The organism is Flavonifractor sp. An112 (assembly GCF_002161085.1).
GTDB lineage: Bacteria > Bacillota > Clostridia > Oscillospirales > Oscillospiraceae > Flavonifractor > Flavonifractor avicola.
This window is the reverse complement of sequence record NZ_NFLU01000008.1, coordinates 83,812-107,932: the sequence shown is the minus strand read 5'-3', so window position 1 is coordinate 107,932 and position 24,121 is coordinate 83,812. Positions and strand designations below refer to the sequence as shown.

Here is a 24,121-nt window from a genome sequence, read left to right as displayed (position 1 = left end):
GCGCGTATACTGGGACAGAACCAGTGAAGGGAGGCGGCTGTTTTGACGTTGGAGGGCAAGAAGGCCCTTGCCGCGGCGGCGCTGTGCGGCGCGGGCGCGGTGCTGCTGTTTCGTCCGGGCACTCTGGCGGTCTTTGTGGCCGGGGCCTGGATGGGCCGCCGGGGCTTTGGCTGGCTCAAACGATATTGGCTTGACAGGGAGGCATAAGGTATGAAGATCGTGGTAGTGAAGTCCCCCAAAGCCCTCAGCAGCCTGCTGAGGCTGGTATTCGGCATCAAAAAATCCGACCTGGCGCCGGAAAGCCGGTCATAGCCGGACCCCCTTGTACATATATTGCCCTAGCAGCAATCAGTCTGGGCAATGGCCCGTACAAGGAGTGGAACGCTATGGAACTGGAACTGGAACGGACGGCGCTGGACGGATTTCGCGGGGTGCTGGACGCCGCCGTGGCGCAGGAGGAGACGGTAGAGAGCATCGTGCCCGACGCCTGCCCGGACCTGCTGGAGGTCTGCGATACCGAAGGTGTGGTGTGCCTCCATAGGAAGGAGGCCATGGAGGGCCGGGTGGAGCTGTCCGGCACCATCCACGCCCTGCTGCTCTGCCAGCCCGACGGGGAGGTGGGTCTGCGGCGGCTGGAGGTGGATCTGCCCTTCACCTGCACCGCCGATTCCCCCGACATCACCCCCGGCTGCAAGGTGGTGGCCCAGCCCCGGCTGCGGGGGGCGGACGCCCGGCTGGTCAACCCCCGGAAGGTGCTGGTGCGGGCCGACCTGGTGGTGGACGTACAGGTGTTTGCACCGGTGGCCGACTGGGCTCCCGCCTCGGTGCTGGACCCGGAGCAGGCGGGGGTGGAGCAGCTCAGTCAGAGCTGTGACACCTGTGTGACAGTGTGTGTACAGGAAAAACCCTTCCCATTCAGCGACGAGCTTACCCTGGCGGGCAGCCGCCCGGAGGCGGAGGCCCTGCTGAAGTGGCGGGTGTCCCTGGAGTGCGGGGAGGCCAAAGTCATCGGCAGCAAGCTGATTTTCAAGGGCTCCGCCCGGCTCCAGGTGCTCTACCGCTGTGCCGACGGCGGGCTGAGCACCGGGGAGTTCGAGCTGCCCATCTCCCAGCTGATGGAGGTGAGCGGCGCCGGGGAGGAGGCCATGTGTCAGGTGGGCCTGATCCTCACTGATCTGAGCTGTGAGCTGGACGACGGGGACGGCCGCACCATCAGTGTAACCATGGGCCTGCTGGCCCAGGCGGTGATCCGGGAGGAGCGGAGCCTCACCCTGCTTACCGACGTGTACTCTACCCTCTATCAGCTGGACAACGAGATCCGCACCATGGACCTGAGCCGGGTGGCCGACCGGGGAGAGCGGGAGGTGGCCGTCCGGGAGCTGCTGGAAACCGGCGTGGCGCCCCAGGACGTGCTGGACGCCTATGTGACCATGGGAGACGTGACCCAAAACCGGGAGGGGGAGCGGGTATCCCTCACCGTTCAGGCCAATGTACATCTGCTCTGCCGCACCGAGTCGGGGGAGACGGCGGCTGTCACCCGCATCATCCCCGTATCCTGCCCGGTGGACCTGCCCGAGGGGGCACGGTGCTCCTGTCGGTGCGCCTGCACCGCTCCGGTGTACGGGGCCCCCGCCTCCGGGGGCGTGGAGGTCCGGTTCCCGGTGCGCTTTGCCTGGCTGGCCCTCACCGGCAGCAAGGCTGCCGCCGTCAGTGCCGTGTCTTTCGATGAGAATGCCCCCATTGACCACGCCGGTCAGCCCTCCATCGTGCTGCGGATGGTGAGCGGGGGAGAGCGGCTGTGGGACATCGCCAAGGCCTACGGCACCACCGCCCGGGACGTGATGCAGGCCAATGCCCTGGAGGAGGAGGAGCTGCCCGACGGACAGCTGCTGCTCATCCCAAGAAAACGATAAGCCGAGAAAATGGCCGCCATTTGGCGGCCATTTTTGATGGAGCGCGCATCGCCCCGATTTTTCCGCTTGCATTCCGGCGGTTGTTCTGTTATATTAGTAATTGCTTAATTACTTAATTGCTAGGAGGACGATCTATGGCGTCGAAGCGTTATGCCGCTGTGGGGAAGCACTGCGTGGCCTGCGGCTGTTGTGTAAAGGTGTGCCCCATGTCAGCCATCTCCATCTGGCGGGGCGTAACTGCCCAAGTGGACCGGGAGAAGTGCGTGGGCTGCGGCAAGTGCGCCAAAGAGTGCCCGGCGGGCACCATTGAACTGCGGGACCGGGAGGTGGGCGCATGAACAAGAAAAAACACTGGTACGACTATCTGTGGATCGTCACCCCCATCTATCTGGGATTGGGGTTCTTCAACATCCTCTTTGCCTGGCTGGGCATGATCTTCTTCTGTCTGCCACTGCTCATCGCCATCTTCGGCGGCAGCAAGCTGTACTGCAACCGCTACTGCGACCGGGGGCAGTTCCTGTCCCTGCTGGGTGGGCGGCTGAAGCTGTCCCGGAACAAGCCCACCCCCCGGTGGATGCGGACCAAAGCCTTCCGGTACGGCTTTCTCATCTTTTTCTTCGTGATGTTTTTCCAGATGCTCTTTACCACTTACCTGGTAGGGGCGGGAGCCAGAGACATTGGGGAGTTCGTCAAGCTGTTCTGGACCTTCCAGGTGCCCTGGCACTGGGCCTATCACGGCACCCTCTTTGCTCCCTGGGTGGCCCAGTTCGCCTTCGGGTTCTACTCCATCATGCTTACCTCCACCCTTATCGGCCTTATCGTTATGGTGCTCTTTAAGCCCCGGACCTGGTGCGTGTTTTGCCCCATGGGCACCATGACCCAGCTGATCTGCACCCTGCGGGCAGGCAAGGCCCCGGCGGGGGCCTGCGCCGCCTGTTCCGGCTGCCGGAGGTAAGCATATGGACGAACAACTGCGGGAAAAGGCCCAAACCATCGCTTCGCTTATGGCCCAGATGGCCAACGAGAACCGGCTGCTCATCCTGTGCGCCCTGCTGGACGGACCCAAGACGGTGGGGGAGCTGGGGGAGAGCGTGCCCAACATCACCGCTCCCGCCCTGTCCCAGCATCTCCACAAGTTGAAGGACGGGGGACTGATCCAGGCAGAGAAGCACGGCCAATTTGTCACCTATTCCATCAAAGATCACCGCATTCAGGCCTTGATGGCGGTGCTGAGAGACCAATACTGTACCCAATAAGCAGAAGGCGCGGACCGGTACTACAGGCCGGTCCGCGCCTTTTATTTCAATCCCCGTTAATCACATGGGAAATATTTTGTTAAATTGGTGAAATTCCTATTGACATACTCTGTTAGGATGTGTTAATATGCCCATAGAAGATAATGATTCTCATTACTGATTAAAAATATAGACAAGGAGGACGACACCATGCTGTTTAAGACCACGGAACAACACGAGGCCCTGCGGGCTCAGATCCGGGCCTTCGCTGAGGCGGAGGTGAAGCCCCAGGCCTTCCTGATGGACAAGGAAAATCTCTTTCCCGACGAGGCCATCAAGAAGCTGGGGGAGATGGGGCTCATGGGCATCCCCTATCCCAAGGAGTACGGCGGCGCCGAACTGGACGCCCTGAGCTACGCCATCGCGGTGGAGGAACTGTCCCGGGTGGACGGCGGCACCGGCGTCATCCTGTCGGCCCACGTGTCCCTGGGCTCCTGGCCCATCTTCGCCTACGGTACTGAGGAGCAGAAGCAGAAGTACCTGGTGCCCCTGGCAAAGGGCGAGAAGATCGGCGCCTTTGGCCTCACCGAGCCCAACGCCGGCTCGGATGCCGGCGGCACTGAGACCACCGCCGTGGACAAGGGGGACCACTGGCTCCTCAACGGCGGCAAGATCTTCATCACCAACGCCCCCAAGGCAGATACTTATGTGGTCTTTGCTGTGACCACCCCCGACATCGGCACCCGGGGCATCTCCGCCTTCATCGTGGAGAAGGGCTGGGAGGGCTTCACCTTCGGCGACCACTACGACAAGATGGGCATTCGTTCCTCCTCCACCGCTGAGCTGATCTTCAACGATGTGAAGGTACCCAAGGAGAACCTGCTGGGCAAGGAGGGCCAGGGCTTCAAGATCGCCATGTCCACCCTGGACGGCGGACGCATCGGCATCGCGGCCCAGGCGCTGGGTATCGCCCAGGGGGCCTATGAGGCCGCCGTGGAATACGCCAAGGAGCGTGTCCAGTTCGGCAAGCCCATCGGCTTCAACCAGTCCATCGGCTTCAAGCTGGCCGATATGGCCACCAAGCTCCGCTGCGCCCGGCTGCTGGTCTACTCCGCCGCCGATCTGAAGGAGCACCACGAGCCCTACGGCACCGAGTCCGCCATGGCCAAGATGTATGCCTCCGACATCGCCCTGGAGGTCACCAACGACGCCGTCCAGATCTTCGGCGGCACCGGCTTCCTCAAGGGCATGGACGTGGAGCGGATGTACCGGGACGCCAAGATCACCACCATCTACGAGGGCACCAACGAGATCCAGCGGGTGGTCATCTCCTCCGCCATCCTGGGCAAGCCCCCCAAGAGCGAGGGCGGCTCCTCCAGCCGGCCCAAGAAGCCCGCCCCCGTCACCGGCGTGCGCAAGCGCATCCTGCTGAAGGAGGGGAGCGCCGCCGATCAGGTCAACGCTCTGGTGGAGCACCTGAAGAAGGACGGCCACGACTTTACCGTGGGCATCCCCCTGGATACCCCCATCAGCCAGGCCGAGCGTGTGGTTTCCGCCGGTCAGGGCATCGGGGACAAGAAGAACATGAAGCTCATTGAGAACCTGGCTAAGGCCGCCGGCGCCGCCATTGGCTCCTCCCGCCCGGTGGCCGAGACCCTGAAGTATGTGCCCCTGGACCGGTATGTGGGTATGTCCGGCCAGAAGTTCAAGGGCAATCTGTACATCGCCTGCGGCATCTCGGGTGCCATCCAGCACCTGAAGGGCATCAAGGACGCCTCCACCATCGTGGCCATCAACAAGAACGGCAACGCACCCATCTTCAAGAACTGTGACTATGGCATCGTGGGCGACGTCAACGAAATCCTGCCTCTGCTGGCCGCCGCCCTGGACACCGGGGAGAAGCAGCCTGCGCCTCCCATGGTGAAGATGAAGCGCCCCGCGCCTCCCAAGCCCGAGCCAATCGGCAAGCGGTATGTTTGCGGCGGCTGCGGCTACGAGTACGTGCCCGAGCTGGGCGACCCAGACGCCGAAGTGGCCCCCGGCACCCTGTTTGAAAACCTGCCCGAGGAGTGGGTGTGCCCCGAGTGCGCCGAGGGCAAGGATATGTTCATTGAAGCCTGAGTAAGAAGGAGGGACTATCATGTATTGTGTCCGCAATGTGACGGAAGATCTGTACTGGGTGGGTGCCAACGACCACCGGCTCCACCTGTTTGAAAACATCCATCCCATTCCCCGGGGCGTCAGCTACAACGCCTATCTGCTGCTGGACGAAAAGACCGTCCTCTTTGACACCGTGGACTGGTCCGCCTGCCGCCAGCTGCTGGAGAACGTGGAGCATCTGCTGGGGGAGCGGCCCCTGGACTACCTGGTCATCAACCACATGGAGCCTGACCACGGCGCCTCCATCGAGGAGATCCTGCTGCGCTGGCCCCAGGTGAAGGTGATTTCCACCGAGAAGTCCTTCCTCTTCATGCGCCAGTTCGGCTTCCAGATCGACGGCCATGCGCTCATCGAGGTGAAGGAGGGGGACACCCAGACCTTCGGCAAGCACACTGTCACCTTCGTGGCGGCCCCCATGGTCCACTGGCCTGAGGCCATGGTTACCTTCGACACCACCAACGGCGTTCTCTTCTCCGCCGACGCCTTCGGCTCCTTCGGGGCTCTGGATGGCAAGCTGTTTGCCGACGAGGTCAACTTCGACCGGGACTGGATCGACGACGCCCGCCGCTACCTCACCAACATCGTGGGCAAGTACGGCCCCCACATCCAGCTGCTGCTCAAGAAGGCCGGTACCATTCTGGACCAGATCAAGTACATCTGCCCCCTCCACGGTCCCGTATGGAGGAAGGATCTGGGCTACTTCATCGACAAGTACGACAAGTGGAGCCGCTACGAGCCGGAGGAGAAGGGCGTCATGATCGCTTACGCCTCCATGTACGGTAACACCGAGGCCGCTGCCCAGGCCCTGGCCGCCAAGCTGTGCGAGAAGGGCGTCACCAACGTGTGGGTGTATGACGTATCCAACACCCATGTGTCCTACCTGGTCAGCGAGTCCTTCCGGCTGAGCCACATCGTGCTGGCCAGCGTCACCTACAACCTGGGCATCTACCCCGTGATGCACGACTATCTCATGCACCTGAAGGGCCTCAACCTCCAGAACCGTACCTTCGCCCTCATCGAGAACGGCTCCTGGGCTCCCAAGTCCGGCGATCTGATGCAGAAGTTCGTGGATGAGGAGCTCAAGAACATGACCGTCCTCAATGACCGTCTGTCCATCGCCTCCTCGCTCCACGCCGACAAGGCTGCCGAGCTGGAGTCTCTGGCTGACTCCATTGTGGAATCCATGCAGTAACGACCCAAGCGAGCGCTCCCACAAAATTTGTGGGAGCGCTCGCCTTTTTGTCATGAATTGGAGATACTTACAATTTTCTGTGTTGACAAACCGTTACTTTTGTGCAACTATTTGTTTATGACAGGAAACATCCGGAATCCGATGGAAAGAAGGGAGGTTGTTTTTTTCGCGGGACCCCGGACTCGAATCACAAAAGAAGGAGATGTGTACGACCATGAAAAAGTCCTTTCGCATCCTGTCTGCTGCGCTGGCGGGCACTGTGCTGCTGAGCACCAGCGCGCTGGCCTGTACCGGCGTCTATGTGGGCAAGGACGTCAGTGACCAGGGGACCTATATCATCGCCCGCAGTGAGGACCAGAGCCAGGGCGATTACAATAAGATGTTCATGGTGCAGCCCCGGGTGGAGAACGTGCCCGGCCGCTACATCGAGGACACCGCCACCGGCTTCAAGATCCCCCTGCCGGACACCACCTACAAGTACACCTATGTGCCCGATTATACCCGGGGAGACGACGGAATGTATCCCGGCTCCTGCACCAACGAGTACGGCGTGAGCATTTCCGCCACCGTGTCCACCTCCACCTGCGAGGCCTGGGAGAAGGCCGATCCCTTCGTGGAGCCCGGTCTGCGTGAGGCCATTCTGGCCGCCTCCGTGGCCGCCGTGTCCACCAACGCCCGTGAAGCCGTGGACGTGCTGCTGGGCTATGTGGACCAGTACGGCTCCGAGGAAGGCAACACCGTCATGATCACCGATCAGAACGAAGCCTGGATCGTGGAGATCTACGGCGGCCATCAGTACTGCGCCATGAAGATGCCCGACGACAAGGTGGCGGTCTTTGGCAACCAGAACATGATCGGCCTGGTGGACCCCAAGGCCACCCCCGAGGACGGCTACATCTACTCCGACGGCCTGTTTGAGCTCATCGACCAGCTGGGTCTGGCGGTGAAGGAGGGGGACCTCTATCATCTGGCCAAGAGCGTCACCAACAACACCCGCGAGGACTACAACAATATGCGCAACTGGATGGGCATGAAGATCCTGGCGCCTTCCCAGGTGGGCGAGTACGACACCAACACCTTCTATCCGCTGTTCTACAGCCCCGATGAGAAGGTGAGCGTCCTCACCGTCATGGACATCTACCGCAGCCGCTATGAGGACACCCCCCTGGATGTGACCCTGCCCGGCCAGGAGGAGAACCGTGTCATCGGCACCGAGCGCTCCTCTCAGATCCACATCCTCCAGACCTTCCCCGACTGGCCTGCCTACTGCTCCTCCATTGACTGGCTGGCCCTGGGCAACGCTGAGCATTCCGTGTTCATTCCCTTCTTCTCCGGCATCACCGACACCGCCGACGCCTACAAGGTGGACGGAGACACCTACGATCCCGCCGGCGCCTTCTGGATGTTTAAGCGCATTTGCACCATCGCTGAGCAGGACCGCACCCTGTACGGCCAGGGCGTGAAGGACTTCTGGAAGCTGCAGGAGGGCCTGATGTACGAGACCATGCTGGAGCAGGCCCCCATCGTCATGGCCAAGTACCAGGAGAGCCGGGCCGCTGGCGACGCCTATGTGACCCAGCTGGGTATCGACATGGCCGAACATGAGATGACCCTGTCCGACAACCTGTACGCCAAGCTGCTCACCACCATGATGCACAACACCGGCCTGGCCGCCGGCAAGACCCCCACCACCTTCCTGGCCGATGTGCCGGTGCGTGAGGTGGCCGAGGCCAAGGGTTACACCGTCACCTGGAACGGCGCCGACAGCACCGTCACGCTCACCAAGGGCACCACCACCTACACCCTCACCCTGGAGAGCTACACCTGCAAGGTGGCGGGCGGCGACGATATCGAGCTGACCCACTACTGCTACGCCAAGGACGGCCTGACCTACGTCCCCATGGACTTCGCCAACCAGCTGTAATCCAGCTTTCCCGCAAAGGAGCGCGCTTCGGCGCGCTCTTTTGCTGTCTGTACGGCGGACTCGCCTCCAGGCATATTCCACGGCTTATCCCCATACCTATGTAGAGAAAACGCCGGCTTAACATGGCCGAAGGAGGAATTGCCAGTGGAACAACGCAAGCTCTATGAGGATATCGCCCTGCGGACCGAGGGAGATATCTATATCGGCGTGGTGGGGCCGGTGCGGACTGGAAAATCCACGTTCATCAAGCGGTTCATGGAGACCATGGTCATCCCGGGCATCGAGAACGTCTACCGCCGGGAGCGGGCCAAGGATGAGCTGCCCCAGAGCGGCTCGGGCCGCACCATTATGACCGCCGAGCCCAAATTCGTCCCCGAGGAGGCGGTGGAGGTCACCATGGACAGCGGGGCCACCTTCAAGGTGCGGCTCATCGACTGCGTGGGCTATCTGGTGCCCGGGGCGGTGGGCTCTCTGGAGGACGACGTGCCCCGGATGGTGACCACACCCTGGTTCCCGGAGCCCATCCCCATGACGGAGGCCGCCGAGATCGGCACCAGGAAGGTCATTGCCGAGCACTCCACCATCGGCATCGTGGTCACCACCGACGGTACCGTTACCGACATTCCACGGGAGGACTACCTGGAGGCGGAGGAGCGGGTCATCACCGAGCTGAAGGAGCTGGGCAAGCCCTTCCTGGTGGTGCTCAACTCCGCCCAGCCCCGGTCGGAGCGGGCTCAGGCCATCCGGGCGGACATCGCCTCCCGGTACGACGTGACCTGTGTGTGCGTCAACTGCCTGGAGCTGGAGGAGGAGGCAGTGACCGGCATCATCAAGGGGGTGCTGTACGAGTTCCCGGTGAAGGAGCTGGACCTGTTTCTGCCCCCCTGGGTGGATGCCCTGCCCTGGGATCACCCCATCAAACACGGACTGTACGCCGCTATCCGGGAGAGCGCCAAGGGAATGCGCCGCATCCGGGACGTGGAGAGCACGGTGGCCGCCATGGGGGAGTGCGACACGGTGAGCCGTGCCCAGGTCACCTCCATGAATCTGGGCACCGGTCTGGCCGCCGCCGACCTGGAGCTGCCCCGCAGCCTCTTCTACGACACCCTGTCCCAGCAGTCCGGCTTCACCATCCACGACGATGGGGACCTGCTGGAGCTTTTGAGCCGCCTGTCCCGGATCAAGGCCGAGTACGACAAGGTGGCGGGCGCTCTGGAGGAGGTGAAGGCCACCGGCTACGGCATCGTGGTGCCCGGCACCGACGAGCTGGTGCTGGAGGAGCCTGAAATCGTCCGCCAGGGCGGCCGGTACGGGGTGCGCCTCAAAGCCTCGGCCCCCTCCATACATATGATCCGGGCCGATATCGAGACCGAGGTCTCTCCCATTGTGGGCAACGAGAAGCAGAGCGAAGAGATGGTCAACTTCCTGCTTCAGGAGTTCGAGGGGGACACCAAGGCCATCTGGCAGTCCAACATCTTCGGCAAGTCCTTCCACGAGCTGGTCAGCGAGGATCTGAACGCCAAGCTCAAGCGGATGCCGGAGGACGCCCGGTCCAAGCTGCAGGAGACCCTCCAGCGCATCATCAACGAGGGCTCCGGCGGGCTGATCTGCATCATCCTGTAAGAAAAGGCGGGAGCATGGCCGGTACATCTTGCTTCGGACTGGGAAATGTTGTATGATAACAGCCGGAGAGGACCCAGAAAGAGAAGAAGGAGAGATACCAATGAAAAGACGTACCCTGTGTGTGGCAGTGGCTATGCTGATGTGCCTGGCGGCGCTGGCCGGTTGCTCCGGCGGCGGTGACGGCCTTGTAGGAAATGTCTACACCTACGACCATGTGTCCATTGAACTGCCGGAGGGCTATGAGGTGGACGAGAGCGGTTCCTTCCCCATCATCTACTGCCCCGGCTACCCGGAGCGGACCGACAATATCAACATCCTCAAAAGCGGAGCAGACAGCATCGACAACTACGACGCCGGCATGATCGACAGCTACTATACCTCTTCCTTTGAAGCTTACAATGGAATGCGGTCCTTTGAGAAAACCACGGTGGGGGGCGTCGACGCCATCGTGTGCTCCTATGGCGTCGGCATGAACGGCGTGGAGATGGTGGGCACCCAGTATTATCTGTTCGGCAAGGATTTTACGGATGTGATCACCTTTACCAGCGTCTCCGGCGACTATGACGACGACTTCGAGGACATTGCCCAGTCCATCACGGTCCATTGAGTACAAGAGAAAAACCGCTGCAATCTTTATGGATTGCAGCGGTTTTTTGCGTCTTTGGTTCAGTTCTCTATACCCATGAGGATCTTCTCTGCGGTGATGGGCAGAGAGCGCACCCGCACACCGGTGGCGTTGTATACCGCCTGGGCGATGGCGGGGGAGGGGGTGTTGATGACCACCTCACCGATGGATTTGGCGCCGAAGGGGCCGTTGGGCTCGTAGCTCTCCTGGAACTCCACCCGGATCTCCGGCAGGTCGGTGCGGCTGGGGATCTTGTAGGTCATGAAGGTAGAGTTGACCATCTGGCCCTTGGGGTCGTAGTTGATGTCCTCCAGCAGGGCCATGCCGATGCCCTGAGCGATGCCGCCCTCGGCCTGGACACGGGCCAGGTTCTTGTTGATGACGGTGCCGCAGTCCACCACGCCTACATAGTCCACAACCTTGGTCTCGCCGGTCTCCAGGTCCACTTCCACCTCGGCAAAGCCTGCCATGAAGGGTGGGGGAGAGGTGGGGCTGCAGTGGCTGGCGGTGGCGGTGAGCCACTGGGTGCCCTCGCCTACCACCAGGTCCTGGGCCAGCTTGTCCAGAGTGATGGAGGTCTCCGGATTGGTGCGGTCGTACACCTTGTCCCCATCAAACTCCGCCCGCTCGGGGTGGATGTTCAGACGGCGGGCGCCCTCGGCGGCGATCTTCTCGTTGAGCTCGGTACAGGCCTTCACCACCGCCATGCCGGTGACGTAGGTGGTGCTGGAGGCGTAGGAGCCGGTGTCGAAGGGGGAGTGGTCGGTATCCACCCCGTCCACGGTGATGCGGTCCATGGGGCAGTTGAGAATCTCGGCGGCCATCTGGGCCAGAATGGTGTCGCAGCCGGTACCCATGTCGGTGGCGCCGATCATCAGGGTATAGTAGCCGTCGTCGTTGAGCTTGATGGTCACCGACGCGGTGTCGATGGCGGAGATGCCGGAGCCCTGCATGGTCACCGCCATGCCCACACCCCGGACACGGTGGTCGTCCACCTTGACGCAGGGGTATTTCTCCTTCCAGCCGATCATCTCCATGCCCCGCTCAATGCACTGGGGCAGCTTGCAGCTGGTGAGGGGCTCGTTGTAGTAGGCGGCCATGTTTTCTCCCACATGGGGCAGGTTCATAAGCCGCAGCTGGGCCGGGTCCATGTTCAGCTTTTCCGCCAGCTCATTCATGGCGGACTCCATGGCAAAGCAGCCCTGGGTGGCGCCGTAACCGCGGAAGGCACCGGCGGCCATGGTGTTGGTATACACCACGTCCCAGGAGAAGCGGAAGGCAGCCTGCCGGGCGTAGAGGGGGATGCTCTTGTGGCCCACCAGGCCGATGGTGGTGGAGGCGTGCTCGCCGTACGCACCGGCGTTGGACAGGGCGTGCATATCCACCGCCTTGATGGCGCCGTCCTTCATGGCGCCCACTTTGACGTGGACCCGCATCTGGTGGCGGCTGTTGGAGGCCTGGAAGGACTCTTTCCGGGTGTACACGATCTTGGCGGGCTTGCCGGTGCGCAGAGTGACCAGGGCGGGGAAGAGCTCACTGACCAGGGTCTGCTTGGCGCCGAAGCCGCCGCCGATGCGGGGCTTCACCACCCGCACCATGTTCTTGGGCAGGCCCAGAGCATGGGCGATGGTGCGGCGGCAGTGGAAGGGCACCTGGGTGGAGGTGACTACGTTGAGCCGCCGGTTATGGTCCAGATAGGTATAGGTGCGGAAGGTCTCCATCATGGCCTGGGCGTTGGCCTTGGTGTAGTAGGTGTGGTCCACCACCACGTCGCAGGAAGCCATGGCGGCCTCCACGTCGCCGTCGGCGTCGCAGCCGCTGGACACCAGGTTGCGCTTCTGGTCGCCGCCGATGTCGAAGTGGTGGAAGTAGTCATCCTCCGGGTGGACCACGGAGGGGTTGTCCAGGGCGTTCTCAAAGTCCAGCACCGGGTCCAGGATGTCGTACTTCACCTGGATCATGCGCAGGGCCCGGGCCACGCAGTCCTTGTCCCGGCCCGCCACGATGGCCACCGGGTCGCCCACATAGCGGACGGTGCGCTCCAGAATGTAGCGGTCGTAGGGGGAGGGCTCCGGGTAGGACTGGCCCGCCAGGGTGTAGCGGATCTGAGGCACGTCCTCCCAGGTCAGGATGCAGGAAATGCCGGGCACCCGGCTGGCGGCGTCCTTGCGGATGGACTTGATGCGAGCGTGGGCGTGGGGGCTGCGGAGCACCTGGACCACCAGGCAGTCACGGGGCACCATGTCCTCGGTGTATACGCCCTTGCCGCCGGTGAGGGCGGCGCCGTCCAGCTTGGGGATGGCCTGATTGACGAATTTCAGATTCATGCCTGACCCTCCTTCTCCCAGGGCTTGTCGTGGAGCCAGGCCCGCAGGGCCCGGGTCTGACCGGCGTAGCCGGAGCAGCGGCACAGGTTGCCCGCCAGATAGTTGGAGATTTCCTCCTCGGTGGGGTCGGTGAGCTCCCGGCGCATGGCCAGCACAGCCATGATGAAGCCGGGGCTGCAATAGCCGCACTGCTCGGCGCCCTGGGCGGTCATGTATCGGCCGAAGGAGGCGGCCTCGTCCTTCACACCCTCCAGGGTGGTGACGTGGAGGCCGTCGGCCCGGGCGGCGGGGTAGGAGCAGGACAGCACCGGCTTGCCCTCCACCCACACGGTACACAGGCCGCAGTTGCTGGTGTCGCAGCCGCGCTTCACGCTGACGTAGCCGTACTTGCGCAGAAACTCCAGCAGCATCATATCGTTGGGGATGTGCTTGTTATACAGCATCCCGTTGACGGTGATCTTGACTTTCATCCCTTGTTCTCCTCCATGCACTGCTCTGCCGCCCGGCGCACCAGTACAGCGGCCAGCTTCTTCCGGTAGTCGGCCCCCGCCCGCAGGTCGGTGCCGTAGGTCAGCTCCTCAGCGGCGGCCTGTCCGGCGGCTGCGGCCCCCTTGCCCTCGTTGAGGCAGGCGGCGGCACTTTCGCACCGCACTGCCCGGGCGGGACGGGCGCCCACCGACACGGTCCACTGGCCGCCCCGGCAGCTCACCGCCGCCGCCAGGGTGGGGAAGTCGGTGGTGGAGCGGCGGACGCTCTGATAGGCGGCCCGGCGGCCGTCGTCCTTGATGCGTACCTTCAGCAGGATATCGTTGAAGGCGATGGGGGAGGCCATGAACTCCGCCAGGGGGAGCTCGCCGCCCCGATGGAGCACCACGGTGGCGTCCAGCGCCAGCAGGGCGCAGGTCAGGTCGGAGAAGCCGAACCGGGAGAACACAGAGCCTCCCACGGTGGCGCAGTTGCGGAAGGGTACCCCCACGATGTGGGATACACAGTCCCCCAGAATGCCGTCAAAGCGGGAGGTGACGGCGGGGTGAGTCTCCAACTGATGGAGGGTGACCGAGGCCCCCAGCTCCAGATAGCCGTCCTTCACTTCGATCTGGTCCAGGCCCAGCCGGGTCAGGTCAATGGCGCGGCCAATGCGGCGGCGGCCCATTTTCAGCCAGCAGCAGCCACCCAGAATGACGCTGGTCCGGGTGTCCCGCTGGAGCAGCTCGTCGGCTTCGGCCAGGTTCTCGGGGAACACATAGCTCTTGATGGTGAACAAATCTAATTCCTCCCCATAAATCGGGTTTTCTCGCGTTTTACAGAAAATTTATTATACCGGCTTCTGCCAGAAATGTACAGGGGAAATCATAAAAATACAAGGTTCAGTTTCCATCCTGCAAAAAGCCCTCCAGGCCCCGGCGGTCTGTCAGCTTCAGGCTCTTGTAGCCCGTCCTGATCCAGCCCTTTTTATCGAACTCGCCCAGCACCCGGCTTACCGTTACCCGGCTCACCCCCACGGAGGCACCAATCTCCTCATGGGTGCAGCGCACCGTATCCTCCGGCCAGGGCAGGATGGTCAGCAGGTGGCGGGCGATGCGCTTGTCCGCCTGGAGGAAGTCCCCGTCCACATGGCCGGACAGCATCCGCACACGGCGGGCCAGATCCTCCAGCATGGCGATGGCCAGATCGGGATGGGCGGCAAAGACCTGGGTTAGGTGCTGCCGGTCCACCGCCACCAGCTGGCATTTGGTCACCGCCATGGCGGAGGATACCCGGGGCTGGCCGTCAAAGAAGGCGGCCTCGCCCATCAGCTCGCCGGCATGGGGGAGGGTGAGGATACGCTCCTCGCCCTCGGGGGAACTGATGAAGCACTTGGCGGTGCCCGATACAATATAATAAAAGCAATCCGCCCGGGTGTCCTGGAGATAGATCAGCTCTCCCGGCTCCTTGTGCAGAATGGGCTGGCCGTCGGCCAGAGGCGTCCAGATGTTGCGCAGCATGGCGGTTTCCTCCTTTCGGGCGGGGACAAGCCCTGCCCTTACGGTAAGATTGTAGCATGGTTTACATTCTTCTGGCAAGGGGGTATGGTATGCTGATACCAACAAGAAATAAGGAGGCGCCCTCGTATGGGAATGACCATGACCCAAAAGATCCTGGCCCGCCACGCCGGACTGGACCAGGTGGTACCCGGCCAGCTGGTGGAGGCCAAGCTGGACCTGGTGCTGGGCAACGACATCACCGCGCCCGTCGCCATCACCGAGTTCCGCAAGGCGGGACTGACTCAGGTATTTGATCAAGACAAGATCGCCCTGGTGCTGGACCACTCCACCCCCTGCAAGGACATCAAGTCCGCCCAGCTGTGCGCCCAGGCCCGGGAATTTGCCAAGGAATTTGACATCACCCACTTCTATGACGTGGGCTGCATGGGTGTGGAGCACGCTCTGCTGCCGGAAAAGGGCCTCACCGCCCCCGGTGAGTGCATGATTGGCGCCGACTCCCACACCTGTACTTACGGCGCGGTGGGTATGTTCTCCACCGGCGTGGGCTCCACCGATATGGCCGCCGGCATGGCCACCGGCCTTGCCTGGTTCAAGGTGCCCGCCGCCATCAAGGTCACCCTCACCGGCAAGTTCCAGCCCTATGTGTCCGGCAAGGACGTGATCCTCCACCTGATCGGTATGATCGGCGTGGACGGCGCTCTGTACAAGTCCCTGGAGTTCGCCGGGGAAGGGGTAGGGGAGCTGTCCATGGACGACCGCTTCACCATCGCCAACATGGCCATTGAGGCGGGCGCCAAGAACGGAATCTTCCCGGTGGACGACAAGACCCGGGCCTACCTGAAGGGCCGTGTTACCCGTGAGTGGGAGGCGGTGGAGGCCGACCCCGATGCCGAGTACGAGCGGGAGATCGTCATTGATCTGAACACCCTCCAGCCCACGGTGGCCCTGCCCCATTTGCCCTCCAACACCCGCACCATCGACCAGGTGGAGGGCACCCACATCGACCAGGTGGTCATCGGCTCCTGCACCAACGGACGCCTGGACGACCTGCGGCAGGCCGCGGCGGTACTCAAGGGCCGCAAGGTGGCCGACGGGGTGCGCTGCATCGTCATCCCCGCCACCCAGCAGATCACCCTGGACGCCATGGCCGAGGGCCTGATCCAGACCTTCATCGAGGCGGGCTGCGCCGTGTCCACCCCCACCTGCGGTCCCTGCCTGGGCGGCCACATGGGCGTACTCTCCGACAACGAGCGGGCCATCTCCACCACTAACCGCAACTTCGTGGGCCGCATGGGCCCCGTGTCCTCCGAGATCATTCTGGCCAACCCCGCCGTGGCCGCCGCGTCCGCGGTGGCGGGCGTGGTCGCCGATCCCCGAACGCTGTAAACAGCGTTCGGGCCCCCATATTTTTCTTCCTCGGGGCAAGTGAATTGCCCCTGCGGCAAGGTTTTGCAGTGCAAAACGCTTGCACGCGCCACTTGGCGCGTCCCGCCTGCGGCGGGTCCCAAGGCACCAAATAAGAAAGGGTGACATCCTTGAAAGTATATAAGTACGGCGACAACGTGGATACCGACGTGATCATCCCCGCCCGGTACCTCAACGCCCCCGACGAAAAATCCCTGGCCTCCCACTGCATGGAGGACATTGACGCCAACTTCGCCTCCACCGTGGAGCAGGGCGACATCATCGTGGCCGGGGCCAACTTCGGCTGCGGCTCCTCCCGGGAGCACGCCCCCCTGTCCATCAAGGCCTGCGGCGTGAAGTGCGTCATCGCCCCCTCCTTCGCCCGCATCTTCTACCGCAACGCCATCAACATCGGTCTGCCCATCATGGAGAGCCCCGAGGCTGCCGCCGCCATCCAGGCGGGGGACACTGTGAGCGTGGACTTTGCCACCGGCACCATCACCGACGAGACCCAGGGCAAGACCTGGCAGGCCGCGCCCTTCCCGGCCTTCGTGGACAACATCATCCAGGCCGGCGGCCTGCTCAACTCCCTGAAAGCGCGAGGTGTGGCCAAATGAATTACAAAATCGCTTTGATCCGGGGCGACGGCATCGGCCCCGAGGTGGTGGGTGAGGCCGTAAAGGTGCTGGAGGCCGTGGGCAAGAAGTTCGGCCACAGCTTTACCTATGAGGACGTGCTGCTGGGCGGCTGCGCCACCGACGCGGTGGGGAAGAGCTACCCCGACGGCACCGCCGAGAAATGCAAGGCCTGCGACGCCGTGCTGCTGGGCGCGGTGGGCGGCCCCAAGTGGGGGAGCGACAAGCCCGCCGAGCAGCGGCCTGAGACCGCCCTGCTGGCCATCCGCAAGGATCTGGGCCTGTACGCCAACCTGCGCCCCGCCGCCCTGCGGCCCGCCATGGCCGACGCCTGCCCCCTGAAGAAGGAGACTGCCGAGAAGGGCATCGACCTGATGATGGTCCGTGAGCTCACCGGCGGCATCTACTTCGGCCAGCGGGAGAAGTATGACACCCCCGACCGGGGCGTGGAGTGCGCTGACCGGATGGCCTATTCCGAGAAGGAGATCGAGCGCATCGGCCGCCGTGCCTTTGAGCTGGCCCGCCTCCGCCGGAAGAAGGTGTCCTCCGTGGACAAGGCCAACGTGCTGGAAACCTCCCGCCTGTGGCGCTCTGTCATGCACCGTCTGGCGGAGGAGTATTCCGACGTTCAGTACGAGGACGTGCTGGTGGACAACTGCGCCATGCAGCTGGTCCGTGATCCCGGCCAGTTTGACGTGGTGGTCACCGAGAATATGTTCGGCGACATCCTGTCCGACGAGGCAAGCATGGTCACCGGCTCCATCGGCCTGCTGCCCTCCGCCTCCATCGGCGACACCGCTCCCGGCCTGTACGAGCCCATCCACGGCTCCGCCCCCGACATCGCGGGCCAGGACAAGGCCAACCCCATCGCCACTATCCTGTCGGTGGCCATGATGTTCCGCTACTCCTTCCACCTGGCCGCCGAGGCCGACGCGGTGGAGGCTGCCGTGGACGCTGTGCTGGCCGAGGGCTGGCGCACCGCCGACATCGCCGAGCCCGGGGTCACCCCCATCGGCACCAAGCAGATGGGCGATCTCATCTGCGCCAAGATCTGAAGATAACATAGGGAAGAGGCGGCACTGCCGCCTCTTCTACTATATATAAAAAGGAGCCGTTCCCTTCGTGGGAACGGCTCCTTTTCAGAGTTTGGATTACATATCGACGGTCAGGACCTTCTTCAGGCGGGCAAAGCGGGGCAGGGAGTGCTCCTTGGGGCCGTTGGCCTCGCCCTGGATGAGGGGCAGGACGTAGTCGATGAATTCCTGCTTCACGCCGTTGCCGGCCTCGTTGATCCACTCGCGGGGCACCTTCTTCTCGAAGTTGGCCACGATGTCCAGGGGCTGCAGCACGGTCTCGCACTTGTAGCCGCCGTCGCGGGTGCACTGGAAGGCCACCATCTTGTCGGTGGTGCCGGCCACAGCAGCCTCCACGGCGGTCTTACCGGCCAGGAAGGCCTCGTCGATGTCGGTCTTGGAGCCCACGTGAGAGCCGCAGCGCTGCAGCAGGGACAGCTCGATGCCGCGGACCTTGGCGCCGGTCTTGTTTTTGATAATGTCGGCCAGCTTGACAGCCAGGCCGCCCAGCTGAGCGTGGCCGAAGCCGTCGGTGGCGGAGGTCTCAGCCTCGGACACGAAGCGGCCGTCGGCATAGTGGATGCCCTCGGACACGGCCACCATGCACTTGCCGGTCTTGTTGTAGATGTCGGTCACGTCCTTGACGAACTGATCCATGTCGAAGTCCACCTCGGGCAGGTAGACCAGGTCGGGGCCGCAGCCGGCCACGGAAGCCAGAGCGGCGGAGCCGGCCAGCCAGCCGGCGTGACGGCCCATGATCTCGATGACGGTGACCATGCCGGTGTCATAGACGTGGGCGTCCTGCCACACTTCGGCGCAGGAGGTGGCGATATACTTGGCGGCGGAAGCGAAGCCGGGGCAGTGGTCGGTGCCGTTCAGGTCGTTGTCGATGGTCTTGGGCACGCCCATGATGCGGCACTCATAGCCCACCTTCTGCATATACTTGGAGATCTTGTTGCAGGTGTCCATGGAGTCGTTGCCGCCGTTATAGAAGAAGTAGCGCACGTCGTACTTCTTGAAGATCTCAAGGATACGCTTATAATCGGTATCGTCCTTGTCGGGGTCGGCCAGTTTATAGCGGCAGGAGCCCAGAGCGGAGGAGGGGGTGTACTTGAGCAGATCCAGCTCGGCGGCGTCCTCCTGGCCCATATCATACAGCTTATCGTCCAGCACGCCCTTGATGCCGTGGGCGGCGCCCAGCACCCGGGTGATGCAGTCGGTGTCCAGGGCGGTGCGGATCACGCCCAGAGCACTGGCGTTGATGACGGCGGTAGGACCGCCGGACTGGCCGATAATACAAGCGCCTCTCAGTTCACTCATGAAAGTTGCCTCCTGTTGGTTGAATAAATTTTTACAAATTTTGATTTTGCGGGAATATCATATCACGTCCTCTTGAAATTATCAAGGAGACCTGCTAAAATCATGGTGCATCAAAAAAAGGAGATGACTGATATGCCTCTCGTAACTACTAAGGAAATGTTCCAGAAGGCCTACAACGGCGGTTACGCCATCGGCGCCTTCAATGTCAATAACATGGAGATTGTCCAGGGCATCACCGAGGCTGCCAAGGAGGTCAACGCCCCCCTGATCCTCCAGGTGTCCAAGGGCGCCCGGGCCTACGCCAACCACACCTACCTGGTGAAGCTGGTGGAGGCCGCCATCATTGAGACCGGCCTGCCCATCTGCCTGCATCTGGACCACGGCGACAGCTTCGAGACCTGCAAGAGCTGCATCGACGGCGGCTTTACCTCCGTCATGATCGACGCCTCCTCCAAGCCCTTCGCTGAGAACATCGAGATCACCAAGAAGGTGGTTGAGTACGCCCACGATCACGGCGTCGTCGTCGAGGCCGAGCTGGGCGCTCTGGCCGGCGTGGAGGACGAGGTCAACGTGTCCGCCGCCGACTCCCACTATACCCGTCCCGAAGAGGTGGAGGAGTTTGTCTCCAAGACCAACTGTGACTCCCTGGCCATCGCCATCGGCACCAGCCACGGCGCCTACAAGTTCACCGCCGCTCAGTGCACCCGCAATGAGAAGGGCGAGCTGGTTCCCCCGCCCCTGCGCTTCGACATCCTGGACGAGGTCGTGAAGCGTCTGCCCGGCTTCCCCATCGTGCTCCATGGCTCCTCTTCCGTGCCTCAGGAATTCGTGAAGATGATCAACGAGAACGGCGGCAAGATGCCCGACGCCGTGGGTATCCCCGAGGAGCAGCTGCGTCAGGCCGCCCGGGGCGCTGTGTGTAAGATCAACATCGACTCCGACCTGCGTCTGGCCATGACCGGCACCATCCGCAAGTTCTTCAACGATCATCCCGACAAGTTCGACCCCCGTGAGTACCTGAAGCCCGCCCGTGCCGCCATCAAGGAGCTGGTGAAGCACAAGCTGGTTTACGTTCTGGGCTGCGACGGCAAGGCCTGATCCAACAAAATCACCACAGAAAAGGAGAGGGGAGACCCTCTCCTTTTTTTGCACCCTGACCCGCTGCCGCATAGAATAGCGGGAAGGGAGAGAACTGTTATGTGGGAGCCTGTTCCATACGACCGCCGTGCCGCCGTGCGCTACGCCCACCGCTGGGCCTTTGGCCGCAACCCGGCCTACTACGACTATGAGGAGGTGGGGGGCGACTGCACCAGCTTCGCCTCCCAGTGCCTGTACGCCGGCATCGGGGTGATGGACTATACCCCGGAATACGGATGGTATTACCTGGACGCCAACAACAAGGCCCCGGCCTGGACCGGAGTGGAGTTTCTCTACCGCTACCTGACCCAGACCCAGGCGCGCCCCGGCCCCTACGCCGTGGAGACCGGTCTTGACCTGCTGCTGCCGGGGGATATCGTCCAGCTCAGCCCCCAGGGGGAGGTATTCACCCATACCGCCGTGGTGGTCCAGGTGGGGGCACGGCCCACCCTGCGCAATACCCTGGTGGCCGCCCACTCCTACGACGTGGACCGGAAGCCCCTGGGGAATTACGCCTTCCGGGCCGTCCGGTACCTCCATATCCTGGGCGGCTTGCGGGAGACCGGGGGAGTTTCGTAAAGACGGAAAGGGGTCTGTTGCAAAATGTGCAGCTCGTACAAAGACCCGTCATTCCGAGAAAAACGGCCGCCCACCGGGCGGCCGTTTTTCGTGGGAATCCGCCCCTTTTGCCGGGGAAACGGATTGCCACGCCAGTGTGCGCACTGGCTCGCAATGACAGGTTTGTGCAAAACAGCTATTTTGCAACAGGCCCTTTCTCGTTGGGTCAATTCCCCAGGGTCAGACCGGAGTCCTCCAGATAGAGCCGCCGGAAGAAGGAAATGGTACTGCCGCTTTCGTCCTGGCAGGTGCCCGCCAGCACCACGCAGCCCTCCAAAGGATCGGCGGCGGCGGTGTCCAGACTGCGGAAGGCGGGCCAGTGCTCCTTTAAAAAGTCCGCATAGGTGACGGTGTAGATGGTCCCGTCCCGGCGGAAGAAGAGCTGCTTGTCGGTGATCAGCTCACAGTCTCCGTCCCCGTTCAGGTCCAGGATGCGGACATTTCCCCGGAGGGTACTCTCTGCCCGCAGGAAGCGGACCAGACCTTCCTCCTGGTTCCACCGGTACAGGTCGATGGTCCAGTTGACCTCCTTGGAGTCATTGCTCCAGCCCGCCAGCAGGCCCTGGTAGCCCAGCAGGGCGGGGAAGTCGTCCAGCCACCGGTTGCCGGACACAACCCCCAGGGGGAGACGGTCAAAGGAGGGCACCACGTCATCATTCTCCAGGGTGATCCGGGGGACGCAGGTGCCGTCCTCCAGGGTGTAGATGCCGAAGTAGAACTGGTCGTCGAAATTGCGACCGAACCGGGTGGACTCCCTCCAGGGCTCGGGCTGGGGGTCGCTGAGCTCCTCATACACCGTCAGCTCCTCCAGGGGAACGGCGACAGGCTCCCCGTTCCCGGCGGCAGGCTGGTCCACCGTGAGGGTGTCACCGCTGAAGGTGAGGGTGCGCAGGAAAGAGGTGGTGGTGCCGGTTTCATCCTCCATCGTGCCGGAAAGCAGGATGCAGCTGCCTCTGGCGGACAGTCTGGCCCCCTCCAGAGTGCGGAAGGCGGGCCAGCGCTGGGCCAGCAGGTCGGCGTAGTTCACGGCGTAGAGGGTATCCTCCCACTGGAGGAGGAGCTGCCGGTCGGTGATCAGCTCCTCCTTCCCGTCCCCGTTCAGGTCCTGGGTCAGCAGCTGACCGCCGGCGCTGCCGTAGGTCTCCGCCAGCAGGGACCGGTTTCCTTCCTCGTCCACGGCAAACAGGTCGTAGAACCATTCATCCTGCCGCTCCGACGGCACGCCGGGGTAGGAGGTGATGAAACCGTCGGTGCCCATCAGGTCCAGGTAGTAAAACAGCTGGTAGGTCTCCTGCAGCCCATCCATGCTGCCGGACTGCTTGCGCTGTAGGAAGAGCATGGCGCCGGCGTTTTCGCTTCTGGGACCCTCCCGCATGGTCCAGGGTGGGGTTTCGCCGCCCTCACCATAGGAGTCCAGGTCGAAGAACTGCTCGATGGTGGGATTTTGGGGCACGGCGGGGGCGGAGTAGGGGGACAGGTCGGAAAGGGACAGGGTGAAGATCCCATCCTCATATACAGCGGTCCGGGGTCCCGAGAAGGTACAGGCAGCCGCCAGACCTGCCAGCACCACCGCCGCCAGCACAGCGGCCAGGATGGGGCGCTTTTGGTGGGCGATGCGGGTGATGCGGTCCTTCAGCTGCCGCTTGCCGGAGGTCATGGTGGTGGCGGCCAGCAGGGGATTGGTCGGCCTGCCCCGCACCGGCACCAGGGCCAGCAGGGTGCGGCCATAGGCTAGCCGCCCGCTGTGGTCCAGCTCCGCCATGGCTCCCTCGTCGCAGGCCAGCTCACAGTCGGTGCGGGACAGAAGGGCCGCCGCCCACACCAGGGGGTGGAACCAGTAGATGGTGAGGCACACACACCGCAGCAGAGCCCACAGGGGGTCCAGATGTTTGGCGTGGGTGCGCTCATGGAGGAGCACATAGTCCAGACGGTCCGACTGGACGGCGGCGGGGGTCAGATAGATGGCGGGCCGCGCCAGCCCCACCAGACAGGGGGAGGAGAGCCGGTCGCTGAGATACACCGGCAGGGGACAGCCCTCCGCCGGGAAGGGGACCCGGCTCTTTTTCAGCCTCAGCCGGAACCGCAGGTTGGCAATCAGGAAGAAGGCGGCCATGGTTACCATGCCCACCTTCCACACCACATCCAGCACCTGGGCCAGGGAGAGGGTGGAGGCGGGGAGTGCGGTACTGGTCTCTGCGGTGTTGGGGATGTTCTGGATCACCTGGGTCTGGGTGTTGTCCGGAATCGGTTCGGCGGCCGGTTGGGTGGGGACCTCCACCGGACGCTCCAGAACGGCGGTGAGCTGCTGCCCGGCCTGCTGGCTCACATCCAGCACCGAAACAACGGGCAGGGCTGGCAGCTGTACCGGCACCAGCAGCCGCACCAGCACCAGCGCCCACAGGGCGTACTGTACCCGGCGGGGGATGGCGGTGCGGAAGAGAAACCGGAAGAGGATCAGGGCTAAAATCAGCACCGACGCGGTGAGGATCACTTCTTTCATGACGACTCCTCCTTTGCCTGCTCCAGAATGGCGGAGAGCTGGTCAATGTCCTCCTGGGTCAGCGCCCGGCTGTCCACCAGGGCGCTCATCATCAGCCCCAGGCTGCCGCCGTATACCTTGTCCAGAAAGTGCCGGGTGGCGGTCTCCTCCGCCTGCTGGCGGGGGAGCAGGGGGGTATACTCCTTGGCACGGCCCTCCGCATGGTGGGTCACCGCCCCCTTGGCCTCCAGCCGGGAGAGCATGGTAATGATGGTGTGCTTGGACCAGCCGGTCTCCCCCTCCAGGGCGCGGGTCAGCTGGGTGATGGTGGCCGGACCGTCCTCCCACAGGCGGTCCATCAGCTTCCATTCGCCGTCGGACAGGTGGATCTTCATAGGGCATCCCTCCATTGGTGTACAGTTGTCTACCTCTTCTAATTGGAGCATAGCACAAAGGTAGACAGTTGTCAAC

The 24,121-nt window shown here is 63.0% G+C and carries 23 protein-coding genes; 16 read left to right on the top strand and 7 right to left on the bottom strand.

Annotation, left to right across the window (positions count from 1 at the left end):
* Positions 1-42 precede the first annotated feature (42 nt).
* The 11 genes from B5E56_RS14625 to B5E56_RS08785 all read left to right on the top strand — a co-directional run bounded on the left by B5E56_RS14625 (position 43) and on the right by B5E56_RS08785 (position 10,654).
* Complete coding sequence (locus B5E56_RS14625; protein WP_158098701.1) at positions 43-207, top strand: hypothetical protein; 165 nt, start codon at positions 43-45, stop codon at positions 205-207.
* A 3-nt stretch (positions 208-210) separates the two neighbouring features.
* Positions 211-312: a stage V sporulation protein SpoVM gene (gene spoVM, locus B5E56_RS14435; RefSeq protein WP_140399822.1), complete on the top strand. Its 102-nt coding sequence runs from the start codon at positions 211-213 to the stop codon at positions 310-312.
* A gap of 74 nt (positions 313-386) precedes the next feature.
* Complete coding sequence (locus B5E56_RS08825; protein ID WP_087389395.1) at positions 387-1,913, top strand: DUF3794 and LysM peptidoglycan-binding domain-containing protein; 1,527 nt, start codon at positions 387-389, stop codon at positions 1,911-1,913.
* A 134-nt stretch (positions 1,914-2,047) separates the two neighbouring features.
* Entirely contained in the window at positions 2,048-2,251 is a 204-nt protein-coding gene (locus B5E56_RS08820; RefSeq protein WP_087187941.1) for a 4Fe-4S binding protein, read from the top strand.
* On the top strand, positions 2,248-2,868 hold the full coding sequence (locus B5E56_RS08815) for a 4Fe-4S binding protein (RefSeq protein ID WP_087389394.1): 621 nt from the start codon (positions 2,248-2,250) through the stop codon (positions 2,866-2,868). Before B5E56_RS08820 ends, B5E56_RS08815 begins: the two co-directional genes overlap by 4 nt.
* 4 nt (positions 2,869-2,872) lie before the next feature.
* On the top strand, positions 2,873-3,169 hold the full coding sequence (locus tag B5E56_RS08810; RefSeq protein WP_242958868.1) for an ArsR/SmtB family transcription factor: 297 nt from the start codon (positions 2,873-2,875) through the stop codon (positions 3,167-3,169).
* Between the two features lie 189 nt (positions 3,170-3,358).
* Entirely contained in the window at positions 3,359-5,269 is a 1,911-nt protein-coding gene (locus tag B5E56_RS08805; protein ID WP_087389393.1) for an acyl-CoA dehydrogenase family protein, read from the top strand.
* Between the two features lie 19 nt (positions 5,270-5,288).
* Positions 5,289-6,500, top strand: a complete 1,212-nt coding sequence (locus B5E56_RS08800) for an FprA family A-type flavoprotein (protein WP_087389392.1) — start codon at positions 5,289-5,291, stop codon at positions 6,498-6,500.
* 214 nt (positions 6,501-6,714) lie between these two features.
* Positions 6,715-8,424, top strand: a complete 1,710-nt coding sequence (locus B5E56_RS08795) for a C69 family dipeptidase (protein ID WP_087389391.1) — start codon at positions 6,715-6,717, stop codon at positions 8,422-8,424.
* 144 nt (positions 8,425-8,568) lie between these two features.
* Entirely contained in the window at positions 8,569-10,047 is a 1,479-nt protein-coding gene (spoIVA, locus tag B5E56_RS08790) for a stage IV sporulation protein A (RefSeq protein WP_087268638.1), read from the top strand.
* A 100-nt stretch (positions 10,048-10,147) separates the two neighbouring features.
* Positions 10,148-10,654 carry a hypothetical protein gene (locus B5E56_RS08785; protein WP_087389390.1) on the top strand — a complete coding sequence of 169 codons (507 nt, stop codon included), beginning with the start codon at positions 10,148-10,150 and terminating at the stop codon, positions 10,652-10,654.
* Between the two features lie 59 nt (positions 10,655-10,713).
* Here B5E56_RS08785 and B5E56_RS08780 read toward each other — a convergent pair whose 3' ends face one another.
* The 4 genes from B5E56_RS08780 to B5E56_RS08765 form a co-directional block, all read right to left on the bottom strand.
* Positions 10,714-12,993: a xanthine dehydrogenase family protein molybdopterin-binding subunit gene (locus B5E56_RS08780; protein ID WP_087389441.1), complete on the bottom strand. Its 2,280-nt coding sequence runs from the start codon at positions 12,991-12,993 to the stop codon at positions 10,714-10,716.
* 2 nt (positions 12,994-12,995) lie between these two features.
* Positions 12,996-13,469 carry a (2Fe-2S)-binding protein gene (locus B5E56_RS08775; RefSeq protein WP_087268644.1) on the bottom strand — a complete coding sequence of 158 codons (474 nt, stop codon included), beginning with the start codon at positions 13,467-13,469 and terminating at the stop codon, positions 12,996-12,998.
* Positions 13,466-14,263, bottom strand: a complete 798-nt coding sequence (locus B5E56_RS08770) for an FAD binding domain-containing protein (RefSeq protein ID WP_087268646.1) — start codon at positions 14,261-14,263, stop codon at positions 13,466-13,468. Before B5E56_RS08770 ends, B5E56_RS08775 begins: the two co-directional genes overlap by 4 nt.
* A gap of 103 nt (positions 14,264-14,366) precedes the next feature.
* Positions 14,367-14,984, bottom strand: a complete 618-nt coding sequence (locus tag B5E56_RS08765) for a Crp/Fnr family transcriptional regulator (protein WP_087187948.1) — start codon at positions 14,982-14,984, stop codon at positions 14,367-14,369.
* Positions 14,985-15,110: 126 nt separating this feature from the next.
* Between B5E56_RS08765 and leuC the strand changes: the two genes are divergently transcribed.
* The 3 genes from leuC to leuB all read left to right on the top strand — a co-directional run bounded on the left by leuC (position 15,111) and on the right by leuB (position 18,078).
* Entirely contained in the window at positions 15,111-16,370 is a 1,260-nt protein-coding gene (leuC, locus tag B5E56_RS08760) for a 3-isopropylmalate dehydratase large subunit (RefSeq protein WP_087389389.1), read from the top strand.
* A gap of 149 nt (positions 16,371-16,519) precedes the next feature.
* Complete coding sequence (locus B5E56_RS08755) at positions 16,520-17,005, top strand: 3-isopropylmalate dehydratase small subunit (RefSeq protein ID WP_087187950.1); 486 nt, start codon at positions 16,520-16,522, stop codon at positions 17,003-17,005.
* Entirely contained in the window at positions 17,002-18,078 is a 1,077-nt protein-coding gene (gene leuB / locus B5E56_RS08750) for a 3-isopropylmalate dehydrogenase (RefSeq protein ID WP_087187951.1), read from the top strand. The genes B5E56_RS08755 and leuB overlap by 4 nt, the downstream gene beginning before the upstream one ends.
* 96 nt (positions 18,079-18,174) lie before the next feature.
* Here the strand turns inward: leuB and B5E56_RS08745 are convergent, their stop codons facing one another.
* On the bottom strand, positions 18,175-19,416 hold the full coding sequence (locus B5E56_RS08745) for a 6-phosphofructokinase (protein ID WP_087389388.1): 1,242 nt from the start codon (positions 19,414-19,416) through the stop codon (positions 18,175-18,177).
* A gap of 132 nt (positions 19,417-19,548) precedes the next feature.
* On the opposite strand from B5E56_RS08745, the gene fba reads away from it, so the two are divergent.
* Both fba and B5E56_RS08735 read left to right on the top strand, forming a co-directional pair.
* Positions 19,549-20,514 carry a class II fructose-1,6-bisphosphate aldolase gene (fba, locus tag B5E56_RS08740; protein WP_087389440.1) on the top strand — a complete coding sequence of 322 codons (966 nt, stop codon included), beginning with the start codon at positions 19,549-19,551 and terminating at the stop codon, positions 20,512-20,514.
* Positions 20,515-20,613: 99 nt separating this feature from the next.
* Positions 20,614-21,132 (top strand): amidase domain-containing protein, encoded by a 519-nt coding sequence (locus B5E56_RS08735; protein WP_087389387.1) that lies wholly within the window; start codon positions 20,614-20,616, stop codon positions 21,130-21,132.
* A gap of 205 nt (positions 21,133-21,337) precedes the next feature.
* Here the strand turns inward: B5E56_RS08735 and B5E56_RS08730 are convergent, their stop codons facing one another.
* Both B5E56_RS08730 and B5E56_RS08725 read right to left on the bottom strand, forming a co-directional pair.
* Positions 21,338-23,671: a M56 family metallopeptidase gene (locus B5E56_RS08730; protein ID WP_087389386.1), complete on the bottom strand. Its 2,334-nt coding sequence runs from the start codon at positions 23,669-23,671 to the stop codon at positions 21,338-21,340.
* A complete protein-coding gene (locus B5E56_RS08725; protein WP_087389385.1) occupies positions 23,668-24,045 on the bottom strand; it encodes a BlaI/MecI/CopY family transcriptional regulator in 378 nt (125 codons plus the stop codon). Before B5E56_RS08725 ends, B5E56_RS08730 begins: the two co-directional genes overlap by 4 nt.
* Positions 24,046-24,121: the final 76 nt, after the last annotated feature.